This is a genomic window from Paraburkholderia sp. J67 (genome assembly GCF_905220265.1).
GTDB lineage: Bacteria > Pseudomonadota > Gammaproteobacteria > Burkholderiales > Burkholderiaceae > Paraburkholderia.
In genome coordinates this window covers 82,027-97,200 of record NZ_CAJMZK010000009.1, presented here as the reverse complement: position 1 = coordinate 97,200, position 15,174 = coordinate 82,027, and the positions used below count along the sequence as shown (strand labels likewise).

12 protein-coding genes and 2 pseudogenes are annotated in these 15,174 nt (G+C 65.3%); 13 read left to right on the top strand and 1 reads right to left on the bottom strand.

Translation table 11 applies throughout. The annotated features are described in order from the left end of the window. Positions 1-34: 34 nt before the first annotated feature. From U5782_RS18530 to U5782_RS18480, 12 genes and pseudogenes are all read left to right on the top strand, one after another. Entirely contained in the window at positions 35-577 is a 543-nt protein-coding gene (locus tag U5782_RS18530; RefSeq protein WP_322045318.1) for a DUF5943 domain-containing protein, read from the top strand. A 123-nt stretch (positions 578-700) separates the two neighbouring features. Continuing rightward, entirely contained in the window at positions 701-2,764 is a 2,064-nt protein-coding gene (locus U5782_RS18525; RefSeq protein ID WP_322045317.1) for an NADH:flavin oxidoreductase, read from the top strand. 3 nt (positions 2,765-2,767) lie between these two features. Beyond that, positions 2,768-4,702, top strand: a complete 1,935-nt coding sequence (locus tag U5782_RS18520; protein WP_322045316.1) for a (Fe-S)-binding protein — start codon at positions 2,768-2,770, stop codon at positions 4,700-4,702. A gap of 4 nt (positions 4,703-4,706) precedes the next feature. Then, positions 4,707-5,876: an electron transfer flavoprotein subunit alpha/FixB family protein gene (locus tag U5782_RS18515; protein WP_322045315.1), complete on the top strand. Its 1,170-nt coding sequence runs from the start codon at positions 4,707-4,709 to the stop codon at positions 5,874-5,876. Continuing rightward, positions 5,873-6,661, top strand: a complete 789-nt coding sequence (locus U5782_RS18510; RefSeq protein WP_322045314.1) for an electron transfer flavoprotein subunit beta/FixA family protein — start codon at positions 5,873-5,875, stop codon at positions 6,659-6,661. The genes U5782_RS18515 and U5782_RS18510 overlap by 4 nt, the downstream gene beginning before the upstream one ends. Positions 6,662-6,754: 93 nt before the next feature. After that, complete coding sequence (locus U5782_RS18505) at positions 6,755-8,032, top strand: aromatic ring-hydroxylating dioxygenase subunit alpha (protein ID WP_322045313.1); 1,278 nt, start codon at positions 6,755-6,757, stop codon at positions 8,030-8,032. 1 nt (position 8,033) lies between these two features. Further along, positions 8,034-8,868, top strand: a pseudogene (locus tag U5782_RS18500) (FAD-binding oxidoreductase); the annotation flags it as partial. 56 nt (positions 8,869-8,924) lie between these two features. After that, a pseudogene (locus U5782_RS41650) lies at positions 8,925-9,173 on the top strand (2Fe-2S iron-sulfur cluster-binding protein); the annotation flags it as partial. 136 nt (positions 9,174-9,309) lie between these two features. Further along, complete coding sequence (locus U5782_RS18495; protein ID WP_322045311.1) at positions 9,310-10,167, top strand: glycine betaine ABC transporter substrate-binding protein; 858 nt, start codon at positions 9,310-9,312, stop codon at positions 10,165-10,167. Between the two features lie 116 nt (positions 10,168-10,283). Beyond that, positions 10,284-11,453, top strand: a complete 1,170-nt coding sequence (locus U5782_RS18490) for a glycine betaine/L-proline ABC transporter ATP-binding protein (RefSeq protein WP_322045310.1) — start codon at positions 10,284-10,286, stop codon at positions 11,451-11,453. Further along, positions 11,446-12,342, top strand: a complete 897-nt coding sequence (choW, locus tag U5782_RS18485) for a choline ABC transporter permease subunit (RefSeq protein WP_322045309.1) — start codon at positions 11,446-11,448, stop codon at positions 12,340-12,342. Before U5782_RS18490 ends, choW begins: the two co-directional genes overlap by 8 nt. 121 nt (positions 12,343-12,463) lie before the next feature. Next, a complete protein-coding gene (locus U5782_RS18480) occupies positions 12,464-13,474 on the top strand; it encodes a GlxA family transcriptional regulator (protein ID WP_322045468.1) in 1,011 nt (336 codons plus the stop codon). 23 nt (positions 13,475-13,497) lie between these two features. Here U5782_RS18480 and U5782_RS18475 read toward each other — a convergent pair whose 3' ends face one another. Further along, positions 13,498-14,580: a GlxA family transcriptional regulator gene (locus U5782_RS18475; RefSeq protein ID WP_322045467.1), complete on the bottom strand. Its 1,083-nt coding sequence runs from the start codon at positions 14,578-14,580 to the stop codon at positions 13,498-13,500. 309 nt (positions 14,581-14,889) lie between these two features. On the opposite strand from U5782_RS18475, the gene U5782_RS18470 reads away from it, so the two are divergent. Further along, positions 14,890-15,165 (top strand): hypothetical protein, encoded by a 276-nt coding sequence (locus U5782_RS18470; RefSeq protein WP_322045308.1) that lies wholly within the window; start codon positions 14,890-14,892, stop codon positions 15,163-15,165. Positions 15,166-15,174: the final 9 nt, after the last annotated feature.

The following is a 15,174-nucleotide window of genomic DNA, read 5'->3' as shown; positions in this document are numbered from 1 at the left end:
AGCCCCTACGAAATCTACGATCAGGAAGACCACGATGCAACCGCAACTGCCCATCGACGTGAACCCGGAAACCGGCGTCTGGACCACCGACGCCTTGCCGATGCTCTACGTGCCGCGCCATTTCTTCACCAACAACCACACGGCCGTGGAAGAAGCGCTGGGCCGTGACACCTACGCCGAAATCCTCTACAAGGCGGGCTACAAGAGCGCGTATCACTGGTGCGCGAAGGAAGCCGAAAAGCACGGCATCGAAGGCATGGCCGTGTTCGAGCATTACCTCAAGCGCCTTTCGCAGCGCGGCTGGGGTCTCTTCACGATTCTGGAAGCCGACCCGGCGAGCGCGCATGCGCGCATCGAACTGCGCAATTCGTCGTTCGTACTCGCACAGCCCGAGAAGAACGGTCAGGACGACAAGCTTTGCTACATGTTCGCCGGCTGGTTCGCAGGCGCGATGGACTGGGTCAACGACACGACGCCCGGCGGCAAGAACGCGCCGCGCGCCCAGTCGCGCGAAGTGCGCTGCGCCGCCGGATGCCACGCGCACTGCGTGTTCGAGGTGTCGCCGCTCACGGCCTGAGCTGGGGGCCTGGAATCTGAGAGCCCCGGCGCGAATACAAATAAGCATGCCGAATTAATTCAATGAATCGGCCAGCCGCCCCGTCTGACCGCAATACCTATTGAACACCCGAGGTCGTCCGCGATGCGTTATCCCAATCTGTTCAAGCCCCTGACGCTCAACAAGCTCACGCTGCGCAACCGCATCGTCAGCACCGCCCATGCCGAGGTTTATGCGGAGCCGGGCGGCCTGCCGGGCGACCGATATATCCGCTATTACGAGGAGAAGGCCAAGGGCGGTGTCGGTCTCGCCGTCTGCGGCGGTTCGAGCCCCGTGTCGGTCGACAGCCCGCAGGGCTGGTGGAAGTCGGTGAATCTTTCTACCGACCGCATCATCGACCCGCTCTCGCGTCTGGCTGAAGCCATGCATCGCCACGGCGCGAAGATCATGATCCAGGCCACGCACATGGGCCGCCGCTCGGCGTTTCATGGCGAACACTGGCCGCATCTGATGTCGCCCTCGGGCATTCGTGAGCCGGTGCACCGTGGCAACGCCAAGATCATCGAAGTCGAGGAAATCCGCCGCATCATCGGCGACTTCGCGACGGCCGCAAAGCGCGTGCAGGACGCGGGCATGGACGGCATCGAAATCTCGGCGGCGCACCAGCATCTGATCGACCAGTTCTGGAGCCCGCGCACCAACTTCCGCACCGACGAATGGGGCGGCTCGCTCGAAAACCGTCTGCGCTTCGGCGTCGAAGTCTTGCAGGCCGTGCGCGAAGCGGTGGGCAAGGACTTCTGCGTGGGCCTGCGCATGTGCGGCGACGAATTCCACGAAGACGGTCTCGATCACGAGCAGTTGAAGGAGATCGCCCAGGCGATGTCCGAAACCGGCCTGATCGATTACCTCGGCGTGATCGGATCGGGCGCGGATACCCACAACACGCTCGCCAACTGCATGCCGCCGATGGCGCTGCCGCCCGAGCCATTTGTGCATCTCGCGGCGGGCATCAAGTCGGTGGTGAAGCTGCCGGTGATGCACGCGCAGAGCATTCGCGACGCGGGCCAGGCCGAGCGTCTGCTGGCGACCGGCATGGTCGATCTGGTGGGCATGACGCGCGCGCAGATCGCCGACCCGCACATGGTCATCAAGATCCGCGACGGCCGCGAAGACGAAATCAAGCAATGCGTGGGTGCGAACTACTGCATCGACCGGCAGTACAACGGCCATGACGTGCTGTGCGTGCAGAACGCCGCGACCTCGCGCGAAGCGACCATGCCGCACGTGATTGCGCGCACGCGCGGCCCGAAGCGCAAGGTGGTGGTGGTTGGCGCGGGTCCGGCGGGGCTGGAAGCGGCGCGCGTTGCGCGACTGCGCGGCCATGACGTCGTGCTGTTCGAGAAGGGCGACGCCGTGGGCGGGCAGATCCTGCTGGCCGCGAAGGCGCCGCAGCGCGAACAGATGGCCGGCATCGTGCGCTGGTTCGATATGGAAACGAAGCGCCTGGGTGTGGATCGCCGTCTGGGTGTGACCGCTGACGAAGCGACGATTTTCGCGGAACAACCCGATATCGTCGTGCTCGCCACGGGCGGGTCGAGCTTCACGCAGCAGGTTGCCGCTTGGGGCGTGGACGATGGGCTCGCCGTGAGTTCGTGGGACATCCTTTCGGGCCGTGTGGAGCCGAAGCAGAACGTGCTGGTCTACGACGGCGTGAGCACGCACGCAGGCGCGGGCGTGGCCGATTTCATTTCGAGCCGTGGCTCGAACGTGGAGATCGTCACGCCCGACGTAAAGGTGGCCGACGACGTGGGCGGCACCACCTTCCCGATCTTCTACCGTCGCCTCTACGCGCAGGGCGTGATTCACACGCCGAATTACTGGCTCGACCGCGTGTACGAGGAGAACGGCAAGAAGATCGCCGTGCTGCGCAACGAGTACACGGAGGAGCAGGAGGAACGCGCGGTCGATCAGGTGGTGATCGAAAACGGCAGCACGCCCAACGACGCGCTCTACTGGAAGCTCAAGCCCGAGTCGCTGAACCACGGTCAGGTGGACGTGCACAAGCTCTTTGCGGCGGAACCGCAGCCGTGTCTCTCGGAAGAACTCGGCAACGGCCGCTTCCTGCTGTTCCGCGTGGGCGACTGCATTTCCATGCACAACATCCACGGCGCGATCTACGACGCGCTGCGTCTCGTCAAGGACTTCTGAGCCATGAAGCCTGCCTACCTCATCACCGCGCTGTTGTGGCTCTCGATGGCGGGCCTCGCGTTCGCGGTCGCGAAGCGCGCCGCTTACTGGCGTCTTGGGCGTGCGGCGGTGCCGGGCGCCTATGGCAAGTTTGGCGTCGGCAATCTCTTCAGCATCCCGAAGCGTTATTTCGTCGACCTGCATCATGTGGTGGCGCGCGACCCGTATATCGCGAAGACCCACGTCGCCACGGCGGGCGGTGCGATTGGCGCGCTCGTGCTGGTGTTCATCAACTACGGGCTGGCAATCTATTCGCCGTGGCTCGACAAGCTGATCCTGCTCGCTGCACTGACGATGCTGGTGGGCGCGGTGTTCGTGTGGCGTCGCCGCCATGCGAAGCAGGTGCCAGCACGCCTCTCGCGCGGGCCGTGGAATACGCTGCCGTGGATGCTGGGTGCCTTTGCGCTGGGTATCGCGTTGTACACGGCCGTGCCTGCGGGCGCGATGTCCGGCGCGTTTGCGCTGCTCTGCGCGGTGCTGATCGTGATCGGCGCCTACACGATGACGTTTGGCGCGGCTCAGGGCGGCCCGATGAAGCACGCCGTGGCGGGCCTGCTGCATCTGGCGTTCCATCCGCGTCAGGAGCGCTTCGATGCCAACCGCGCCGCCTGGACCGGCGAGGGCCGGGCCACGCCGCCCACGGCGCTCAAGCTGCCCGATATCGAGCAAAAGGAATATGGCGTCGCGAAGCCCGTCGAATTCCGCTGGAACCAGTTGCTGAGCTTCGACGCCTGCGTGCAGTGTGGCAAGTGCGAGGCCGCTTGCCCGGCCTTCGCGGCGGGGCAACCGCTCAATCCGAAGAAGCTGATTCAGGATCTCGTGATTGGCATGGCGGGCGGCACCGATGTGGCCTACGCGGGCAGCCCGACCCCTGGCATCGCCGTCGGTCATCACGGCGGCAAGCCGGACGGCCCGATCGTCGCTGGGCTGATCGAGGCGCAGACGCTCTGGTCCTGCACCACCTGCCGCGCCTGCGTGCAGGAGTGCCCGATGCTGATCGAGCATGTGGACGCCATCGTCGATATGCGTCGCAACCAGACGCTGGTGCACGGCACAGTGCCGGGCAAGGGCCCCGAAGTGCTGGCCAATCTGCGCGAGACCGGCACGATGGGCGGCCACGATAAGGCAGCGCGCTACGACTGGTCGGTCGATCTGGACGCGCCGCTCGCGCAACCGGGCAAGCCCGTCGATATCCTGCTGGTGGCGGGCGAAGGCGCGTTCGACATGCGTTATCAGCGCACGCTGCGCGCGCTCGTCAAGGTGCTCAACAAGGCGGGCGTGAATTACGCGGTGCTGGGCGAAAGCGAGACCGACACGGGCGATGTGGCGCGGCGTCTGGGCGACGAAGCCACCTTCCGCCAGATGGCGCGTCAGATGATGGGCACGCTCAATGCGCTTCAATTCAAGCGCATCGTTACCGCCGATCCGCACGTCATGCACAGCCTGCGCAACGAATATCGCGCACTGGGCGCGCGCTACGAGGTGCTGCATCACACGACGCTGCTCGCGGAACTGGCCGATAGCAAGCGCATCGAGCCCAAGGCGCTCGACGCGCTGCGCGACAAGCGCACGACGTACCACGATCCCTGCTATCTGGGCCGCTACAACGGCGAGACCGAAGCGCCGCGAAAGCTGCTCAAGACCATCGGCATCCGCGTGGTGGAGATGGAGCGCAACGGCATGCGCGGACGTTGCTGCGGCGGCGGAGGCGGTGCGCCGCTCACCGATATCCCGGGCAAGCAGCGCATTCCCGATATCCGCATCGCCGACGCGCGCGCCGTGGGCGCGGACGTGGTAGCGGTCGGCTGTCCTAACTGTACGGCCATGCTCGAAGGCGTCGTGGGCCCGCGCCCCGATGTGCTCGATGTGGCCGAACTCGTCGCCGCGGCGCTGGAGTGAACCGATGAACGCTATCAAACGAATCGATCCGCGCCGGCCTTTCGTCATCACCGTCGACGGTCTGCGCCGCATCACGCTGGGCGAGCAGGGCAGCGCCGACCCGGCCGCCTTGCAGCGCGCGGGCCACGCGCACGGCGGCACGGCAGCGAAGCCGCGCCGCGAAGTGCGCGAGCGCAAGCACGTGATCCTGGCGGTCGCGCACAGCGAACGCGGCGCGCTCGACGAGCACGCCTGCCAGGCGATCGCCGCCGCCGCCTTGCTTGCCGACGCGCAGACCGAAGTGGCGCTGCTCGTGTTCGGCGAACTGAAAGAAGATGCCGCCGCGCGCGGCGTGGACAAGCTCATCGAATTGCCGGGTTTCGAGCGCCGCGCCTTTGCGCCGGAAAGTGAGTTGCGCGCGTTGCTGGCTTGTGCGGCCGCGCTGTCGCCCAAGCATGTGCTGTTGCCCGATAACGCCTATGGTGACGGCGATCTGGGTCGACGCTACGCGGCCGCTGCAGGAGCGAGCGTCGCCACGCATGTGGTCGAAATCGACGCGCAGCATGTGGGCGTCTACGAACAGGCGAAGCGCGCCTTCGCTACCCGCACGTTGCCCGATGTGATCTTGCTGGCGGCCAACGCCGTGGAAACGAAGCTGCCGTTCGTGGGCGCGGGCGAGCGTCTCGCGGGCGACTTCATTCGCCCGGCCAGCGCGCTCGCGCAGCCGTATCGCGATCTTGGGCTGGAGGAGATCGACGCGGCGCAGGTTGCGCTCGAAGAGGCGGATTTCATCGTCTCGGCGGGCAACGGCGTGGGCGATGTTGCCGCGTTCGAGCGACTCGCGGGCGTGTTCGGCGCGGCCATCGGCGCGAGTCGCGTGGCGGTCGACAACGGCTTTTTTACCCGCGACAAGCAGGTGGGCGCGACGGGCAAAACCGTGGAGGCGAGCGTCTATATCGCCTTCGGCATTTCGGGCGCCGTGCAGCATTTGCAGGGCATCAAGGACTGCCGCCACGTGATCGCCGTGAATACCGACGCCAGCGCGCCGATCGCGAAGCGCGCGAATCTCACCGTCGTGGGCGACGCGCAGGCGACCATCGCCGCGCTGATCGCGCAAGTCGAGGCCGCACGCGCGGCGCGCCAGCGTGGCGAGATCGACATGGAAGAACGCAACCCCGCAGGAGTGGCCGCATGAACGCCAACGCGAAACTGCAACGCATCGCCGTGCTGGTATCGACGGGACGCCATCCCGTGAGCGGCACGCCGCGCTATAGCCGCAACGATGCGGCCGCGCTCGAACTGGGCCGCAAGCTCGCGCAACGGCACGGCGCGCAACTCGACGTGATCCATGCGGGCGATCCCGCCGATCCGGCATTGCCCGAATATCTCGCGCTCGGCGCGGCCCAGGTCGAAGTGCTGACCTGCGCGGCAAGCGACGATGCCGCGAAGGCGCTCGCCACGCGCGTGCGCGAACACGATCTCGTGCTGACCGGCACGCGCGCCGAGGGCGCGCACGACAGCGGCATGCTGCCGTACCGCGTGGCGGCGCTGCTGGGCTACGCGCTGGTGGGCGCGGCGGTCGATATCGACGTCAAGGAAGGGCGCGCACAGGTGCGCCAGTTCCTGCCCAAAGGTCTGCGCCGTCGCGTGGAAGCGGCGCTGCCCGCCGTGGTGGCCGTCCATCCGCTCGCCGATGCACAACCCGCCTACGCCTACGCGCGGTTGCGTGCGGGTTCGGTCTGGCCCGCCAAAGTTGCCGCGCGCGCGGCCGACCCCGAAGCCGCCGCCTGGCGATCCGGCCCCGTCGAGCGCAAGCCGGTGAAATTCGCCGCCGCCGAGCGCCGTTCGGGCCACGCCCGCATGCTCGGCGCGACCACTACCGAAAGCCGGGGCGGCAACGTCGTAAATACGGGGACTTCGGTCGAAAAAGCACAAGTGATCCTTGCGTATTTACGCGAGCATCAACTCATCGATTACTGATTTCGCCGGGCGCTATCAGGCCCAACGGGAAAGGTCCGACGAATCAGCCAGGCACTCACTGAAGCACCAAGGACGCAGAATCCGGAGCACACGATGAACGTATCGGCAGACATTCGCTCGCTGGTGGAGCGGCGCAAAGCAGGTTACAGCCTCGAAGCGCCTTTTTATTTGAGTGACGAGATTTTCGCGCTCGATATGCAGGCGATTTTCCGGGAACACTGGATTCAGGTGGCCGTGGAGCCGGAAATTCCGGAGCCGGGCGACTACATCACGGTCGAACTGGGCAGCGACTCGATCCTGATCGTTCGCGACGACGACATGCAGGTGCGCGCGTTCCACAACGTATGCCGTCATCGCGGCGCGCGTCTGTGCAATGAGGAAAAGGGCTCGGTCGGCAATATCGTTTGTCCTTATCACAGCTGGACCTACAACCTGAGCGGCGAACTGATGTTCGCCGAGCACATGGGCGAGCAGTTCGACCGCTGCAAGCATAGCCTCAAGAGCGTGCATGTGCAGAACCTGGCAGGCCTGATCTTCGTCTGTCTCGCCGACGAACCGCCCGCCGACTTCGAATCCCTGCGCGCCGCGATGGAGCCGTATCTGCTGCCGCACGACCTGGCCGGCTGCAAGGTCGCCGCGCAAGTGGATATCGTCGAGAAGGGCAACTGGAAGCTCGTGATGGAGAACAATCGCGAGTGCTATCACTGCGTGGCGAACCATCCTGAGCTGACGATTTCGCTCTACGAATACGGCTTCGGCTATCAGCGCTCACCCGCCAACGCCGATGGTATGGACGCCTTCGAGCGCACCTGCGAGGAGCGCGCGCGCCAGTGGGAGCAAATGAATCTGCCGTCGGTGGAAATCGAAAAGCTGCTGGACGTGACGGGCTTTCGTACGCAACGCCTGCCGCTCGACCGCAGCGGCGAATCGCAGACGCTCGACGCCAAGGTGGCCTCGAAGAAATTGCTCGGCGAATTCCGCAACGCCGATCTCGGCGGTCTGTCGTTCTGGACCCAGCCGAATTCGTGGCATCACTTCATGAGCGATCACATCGTGTCGTTCTCGGTGATTCCGCTCTCGGCCGGTGAAACCCTCGTGCGTACGCGCTGGCTCGTGCACGCGGACGCGCGCGAAGGCATCGACTACGACGTGGCGAACCTCACGGCGGTCTGGAACGCGACCAACAACCAGGACCGCACGCTGGTGGAGTATTCGCAGCGGGGCGCGGCCAGCAGCGCCTACGAACCGGGCCCGTATTCACCCTTTACGGAAGGGCTCGTCGAAAAATTCTCGGCCTGGTATGTGGGTCGTATTGCCGCCGCGCTCGCGCGCAAGCGGACCATTCCCCTGCGCGTGGAAAGCGGAGTCTGACATGATGCGAGATGCGGCCCAATTCGATCCCGCGGATAGCCGCGTAACGCGCCCGGCGTTCTGGGGCGCGTTGCCGGAGAAGTGGACGAGCGACGTCGAAGAGACGCTGGAGTGCTGCCACGTACGGCAGGAAACGCACGACGTGAAGAGCTTTTTCCTGCGCTCGCCGCAGGGCCGCACGTTCTCGTTCGAGCCGGGCCAGTTCGTCACGCTCGAACTGGAGATCGACGGCGAGGCAATCAACCGCTGCTATACGGTGTCGTCGTCGCCCGCGCGACCACACACGATTTCCATCACGGTCAAGCGCGTGCCAGGCGGCAAGGTTTCGAACTGGCTACACGACAACCTCATGCCGGGCGCAACCATTCGCGTGCTTGGGCCTGCGGGCGAATTCACCTGCGCGCGCCACGCTGCGCCCAAATATTTGTTTCTTTCCGCGGGCTCGGGCATCACGCCGCTGATGTCGATGAGCCGCGCGTATCACGATCTGGCCGAAGACCGCGACATCGTCTTCGTGCACAGCGCGCGCACGCCCGACGACGTGATCTTCGCGCGCGAGCTCGAGCTGATCGCCGCGAGCCATTCGAGCTTTCGCACCTCGTTCGTCTGCGAGCGCGTGGGTGCGCGTACGCAGTGGTCGGGCGTGACGGGCTTTCTCACCTTGCCGCTGCTCAAGCTGATTGCGCCGGACTTCATGGAGCGCGAGATCTTCACCTGCGGTCCCGCGCCTTACATGAAGGCCGTGCGCGACCTGCTGGACGAAGCGGGCTTTGCGCGCGAGCGCTATCACGAAGAGAGTTTTTCGTTTGAATCGCTGGCTGCGAACGATGCGCCGCCAACCGTGGAAAGCGACGCCATCGAAGCGCCGAATGAAGCGGCCACTTTCAAGGTGACGTTTGCAAAGAGCCACCGCGAGATCGCCTGCGGCTCGCACCAGAGCGTGCTGGCGGCCGCGCGCGAAGCGGGCGTGCGCCTGCCCGCCTCGTGCACGCAGGGCATGTGCGGGACCTGCAAGGTCAAGCTCGTGTCGGGCGAGGTGGACATGAAGCACAACGGCGGCATTCGTCAGCGGGAAATCGATCAGGGCATGGTGCTGCTGTGCTGTAGCACACCGCGCTCGGATCTCGTCGTCGAGAAGTAAACCGGCATACAAGCCGGCACGACACCACCACGTCGCGGCTGAACAAGATCGCGTCGGAAAACAACGGTATCGGCCATTTGTGACGGGTGAATCTGGAGGTGTGGGGCGCTCGTTGCCCGTAACACAGGAGATGACCGTGAAGCTGCTAGCAAAACTGTTGGGCATGGGTGTGGTGTCGGTGGCCTTGAGCGCGGCGGCGCTCGCGGACAGCAAGCCGACGCTGAAAATCGGCTACGTCGAAGGCTGGGACGACAGCGTGGCGACCTCGAACGTGGCGGCGCGCATCATCGAAAAGCGCCTCGGCTATCAGGTCGAACTCGTGCCGGTGGCCGCCGGCATCATGTGGCAGGGCGTGGCGCGCGGCGATCTGGACGCCACGCTCTCCGCCTGGCTGCCGGTGACCCAGGGCGCCTACTGGGACCAGTTCAAGGGCAAGGTGGTCGATCTGGGCACCAATTTCCCGGGCGCGAAGATTGGCCTCGTCGTGCCGCAATACGTGAACGCCAAAAGCATCGACGATCTCAACGCGCAGAAGTCGGCGTTTGCCGGGCGCATTGTCGGCATCGACGCCGGTGCGGGCGTGATGTCGAAAACCGATCAGGCGATCAAGCAATACGGCCTGACCTACTCGCTGATGCCGAGTTCCGGCAGCGGCATGACGGCGGAACTGGCGCGCGCGGTCAACGCGAACAAGCCGGTGATCGTGACGGGCTGGGCGCCGCACTGGATGTTCGCCAAATACAAGCTGCGCTTTCTCGACGATCCGAAGAACGTGTTCGGCGCGGCCGAGCATGTCGATAGCGTCGCGAATCCGGCGCTCGAATCCAAGGCCCCGCCCGTGGTGGCCTTTCTCAAGAAGTTCCAGTGGAAGCCGGGCGAGATCGACAGCGTGATGCTGGCGATCCAGAACGGAGCCAAGCCCGATGCCGCCGCCGACAGCTGGATCGCCGCGCACGGCGAGCGTGTGCAGGACTGGGTGGCGTCTACGCAGTAAGCCGACGCAGCACATCGACACAATCAGGTATCCGAAACGTGTCGCCGCAGTGTGCGCCGGCATGCATGTTCAGACACAGTGCGGGCCGGCGCCTGCATCACGAGGAGATGGACTCGATGAAATCCCCCAAGATCGTGGTTGACGGGCTCTGCAAGGTGTTCGGGCCCAACCCCAAGCTCGCGCGAGAGATGTTGGCGAGCGGCGCGACCAAGGACGAACTGTTCCGCAAGACCGGTTACGTTCTGGGCGTCAACAACGCCAGCTTCGAAGTCCAGGAAGGCGAAATTTTCGTGCTGATGGGGCTGTCCGGCTCTGGCAAATCCACGCTGATCCGCCTGATCAACCGTCTGGTCGAGCCGACTGCGGGCCGGGTGGTGATCGACGGCCGCGATATTGCCGCCGTGCGTCGCTCGGAACTGGTCTCGCTGCGCCGCACCGACATGAGCATGGTGTTCCAGTCTTTCGCGCTGATGCCGCAACGCACCGTGCTGTCGAACGCGGCGTTCGGCCTCGAAGTCGCGGGCATGGGGCGCAAGGCACGCGAGCAACGCGCGCTGGAAGTGCTTGAACAGGTGGGACTCGCCGCCTTCGCCCACAAGCTGCCCGCCGAACTTTCGGGCGGCATGCAGCAGCGCGTGGGCCTTGCGCGCGCGCTGGCGGTCAACCCGTCGCTGATGATCATGGACGAGGCGTTTTCCGCACTCGATCCGCTCAAGCGCAAGGAAATGCAGAACGTCCTGCTGCACTTGCAGAAGGAGCAGCGCCGCACCATCATGTTCGTCTCGCACGACCTGGAGGAGGCGCTGCGTATCGGCACCCGCATCGCCATCATGGAGGGCGGGCGCATCGTGCAGATCGGCACGCCGCGCGAGATCATCAGCAATCCCGCCGACGACTATGTGCGCGCCTTCTTCGATGGCGTGGACACGAGCCGCTACCTCACGGCCGGCGACCTCATGCAGGCCGAACGCGTGCCGCTGGTGCGCTCGCTCGACGCCACGAGCGTGGCCGCTTCGCTCAATGGCAGCGCCGACTACGCTTTCGTGCTGGACGCTGAACGCCGTATCAGCGGCTTCGTCACGCGCGACGCGATTGGCGTGGCCAAACCGCAGCTCAAGAAAATCGAATCGATCTCGCGCGGCGCGCCGCTCGAGCAGGTCGTGTCGCGCGTGTGCGCGAATCCGGTGGCGCTGCCCGTGGTCGACGACGAAGGCCGCTTCTGCGGCTCCATCGACAAGGCGGCCGTCCTCAAGGTCATGATGCGCAACGGGAGTCACCATGTCTGAGATCATTCCGCTTGGCCGCTGGGTGGACGAGTCGGTTCACTATCTGCTCGATCACGACGCCAACACCTTCGACACCATCGGCAAAGGTATCGAGAGCTTTGCGAGACTCATCGAGCAAGGGCTGCAAGGCATTCCCATGCCGCTCCTGATGGCGATCTTCGTGGTGGGCGGGCTTTGGCGCGTGGGCTGGCGCTTCGCGATGTTCGCGCTGGCCTCGCTGCTGCTGATCTATGCGACCGGCTTCTGGGATCAAACGGTCATCACGCTCGCGCTCACATTGTCTTCGACGCTCATCAGCCTCGTGCTGGGCGTGCCGCTCGGGATCTGGACCGCCAAGAGCAAGCTCGTGCAGACCATCGTGCGGCCGATTCTCGACCTGATGCAGACCATGCCCGCTTTCGTCTACCTGATTCCGGCGGCGATGCTGTTCGGGCTCGGACGCGTGCCCGGCATTCTCTCGACGGTGATCTTCGCCATGCCGCCCGCCGTGCGTCTCACGAGCCTCGGCATCCGTCATGTGAACCGCGAGATCGTGGAAGCGGGGCAGGCGTTCGGCTGCACGCCGTGGCAACTGCTCTACAAGGTGCAGTTTCCCAATGCGCTGCCGTCGATCATGCAGGGCGTGAACCAGACCATCATGATGGCGCTCTCAATGGTCATCATCGCCTCGATGGTGGGCGCGGGCGGCCTCGGCAACGACGTGCTCGCGAGCATTCAGCGCCTCGATATTGGGCTCGGTTTCGAAAGCGGTCTCTCGGTCGTGCTGCTCGCGATCATTCTGGACCGCATCACCGAGAGCTTTGGGCGTGCGCCCGGCGCGGTGAAGGCGCCGCTGTTCTCGGGACTCAAGCAGGTGTTCCGGGTGCGAGCCGTGCCCGCCGAGGCTTGATCGTGCGCGTGTAAATGTAGGTGGCGAGCGCAGGCGGCTCGCCAATCTTTGTCTCCAGACGTCTCCCTACAAGGGGCGCAATGTGACTACCGGCATCGCCGAAGCGGTTCGAACGCAGCGCCTGGACTATGCGCGCGCAGCGGTTCCAGCGAAGTCAGCAGACCCGGTCTCCAGCCAGGCATCGTCGTTCAGGCATTTCGGGTTCCTGACTTTGCCGCATTTCTCGATGATCGCGTTTTCCAGCGCGGTCGAAGTGCTGCGCATGGCCAACTATGTTGGCGACGGCGAGCACTATCGCTGGTCGATCTACTCGCTGGACGGCCAGCCCGCGCGCGCAAGCAACGGCATCACCGTGCGGCCTACGCAGGCGCTCGACCCCGAAAGCCTGCCGGACGTGATGATCGTGTGCGGTGGCATCCGCATTCGCGAGGTGGTGGACGACACCGTGCGCGCGGCGCTCGCGCAGATCGCGCAAACCGGTCGGCCGCTCGGCGGCATCTGCACGGGGGCTTATGCGCTCATGTCGAGCGGGCTGCTCGACGGTTATCGCTGCGCGGTGCATTGGGAGAGTCTTTCGGCGCTGCACGAAGAATTCCCGCGCGTGCATTTCGCCGATGAGCTTTTCGTGGTCGATCGCGACCGTTTGACCTGCACGGGCGGCACCGCGCCGCTCGACCTGATGCTCGATCTGGTGAGCGCGCGCCTCGGGCAACCGCTGGCCGCGAAGGTTTCCGAACAGTTCATCCTCGAACGCATTCGCGGCGCGAGCGATCTACAGCCGATTCCCGTCGATGCGCGTGTGGGCTTCTCGCGCGCGGAACTCGTAGAGGTGGTGCGGCTCATGGAAGCCAATCTCAAGGAGCCGCTCTCGCTCGAAGAACTCGCGCGTCTGGTGCGGCTCTCCCAGCGGCATTTGCAGCGCATGTTCAAGGCGTATCTGAACATTTCGCCCGCGCACTACTATCTGACCTTACGTCTCAAACGCGCGCGTGAATTGCTGCGCACGACCGATATGTCGGTGGCGCACATCACGTCGAATTGCGGCTTCAATTCGCCTTGCCATTTCAGCAAGGCGTATCGCGTGCAGTTTGGCCATGCGCCGAGCTTCGAGCGGCGGGCCGGGCGAGCCTAGCGAGTCTGGAGAGGCGGAGGGGCTCAGTCGGAATCGACTTCGAGCGGTGTGACGGCGGCCGGCTTGCTGCTGCGCAGGAAGTCGTCGAAGGCCTCGATGCTCACCTCCTCCTGGCCGCTGCGCTGCTCGCGGAACATCATCGGCGGCACGCCAAACTGCTTGCGGAACTCGCGCCCGAGATGCGAGGCATCGGAAAATCCGCAACTCGACGCAATATCGGCCACGGTGCGATCCGAACTGGTCAGCAGCCACGCGGCGGTGCGCAGGCGCAGGCCGTTAGCGAACGTACGCGGGCTCTTGCCCGTTGCGGCCTTGAAGAGCCGCTCCAGCTGACGCGGCGAAAGATTGAGCTTGCAGGCCAGCTCCTCGAGCGGCACGTTGCGCCCGACATGCTGTTCCATCAGCAGAATGGCGCGCTTGACCTTGGGGTGCGTGGCCGGATCGAGCCCCGGCGGATGCGGCTGCGGCGCGTTGCCTTTCTGCATCTCGCCGACCAGCAGGATGCGCAGCGCCTTTTGCACGGTCGCGTGGTCGAAGTGGCGCAGCAGGATGGCGGCGGCCACGTCGATCGAGGCGCGCCCGCCCGAACAGGTGATGCGCCGCCGGTCGATGACGAACAGACGGTCGGCGACGAGCGCATCGGCATTGACGTTCGGAAAGCGCTCGATGAAATCCCAGTAGTGAAACCAGCTCACGCAGACGCGATGGCCGTCGAGCACGCCCGCGCGCATCAGCGAGAAGGCGCCCGTGCAGATGCCGACCAGCGTGGCGCCGCCCTGGGCGGCGTTGCGGATGAAGCGCAGCGTCTCGTCGCTGGCCTGCGGCCCCGAGTGCAGCAGACCGCCTACCACGACCACGTAATCGAATTCGCCGGCTTCGGCAAACGTCTCCCACGGCGCGATCTGGATGCCGCAACTCGCTCGCACCGGCGCGAGCGTTTCACCGACGATGCGCCACGAACAGCGCACCGGCTTGCTGTAGTCGCCATCGTCGGCGGACAGGCGCAGCATGTCGACAAAGCCCGAGAAGGCGGTGAGCGTGAAGTTCGGCAGCAGCACGATGCCGAAGCGGATGCGGCCCTCGGACGGTTCGGCGGGCGAGGGCATGGGCGACGCAGCAGGCGCAAAGGAGTCGACGGGCATGGTGGTGTGTCGGTGCAGCACAAGAAGCACGAAGGAAGCACAAAAGGGGGCGCAACGGGCGCAATGAGCACAGCGACGTTGGCGAACCGGGGACAAAGCCCGCAGCCCAAGCGTCGCCGATCCGGCGCGCGCGCATTTGTCATTTTGCGCCAACAACCATCGCAAAAGCGCTCAGCGGCGGCGCGATTCCACCGCGATGCCGCGCGTGTTCTATCGTAGCCGCCCTGGCCGCGCCATGCTGAGGGCATCGAGACTTCGATTTTGCCTCTTCCCATGAACGACGGCTTGCCCGCCCGTGTCCGGGCGCTGACCATCGAACTGACCGAACGCGCCGCCTCGGGCGACGCGCAGGCCGCGCTCGCGCTGCTGGAGCACAGCATGGCGCGCGGGCATCGGCGCATTGCGCTGCTGCGTTATCTGCATGCGGAACATCTGCGCGCGCCCTTGCAGGCGCACCATCACGATTATGTGCGGCGCGTGGCCCAGCGCCTGAGCGCCGACACGCTGGCAGGCCTCGCCGCCGAGGCCCGGCGGCGGCGCGGCACCTGAACGCGCCGC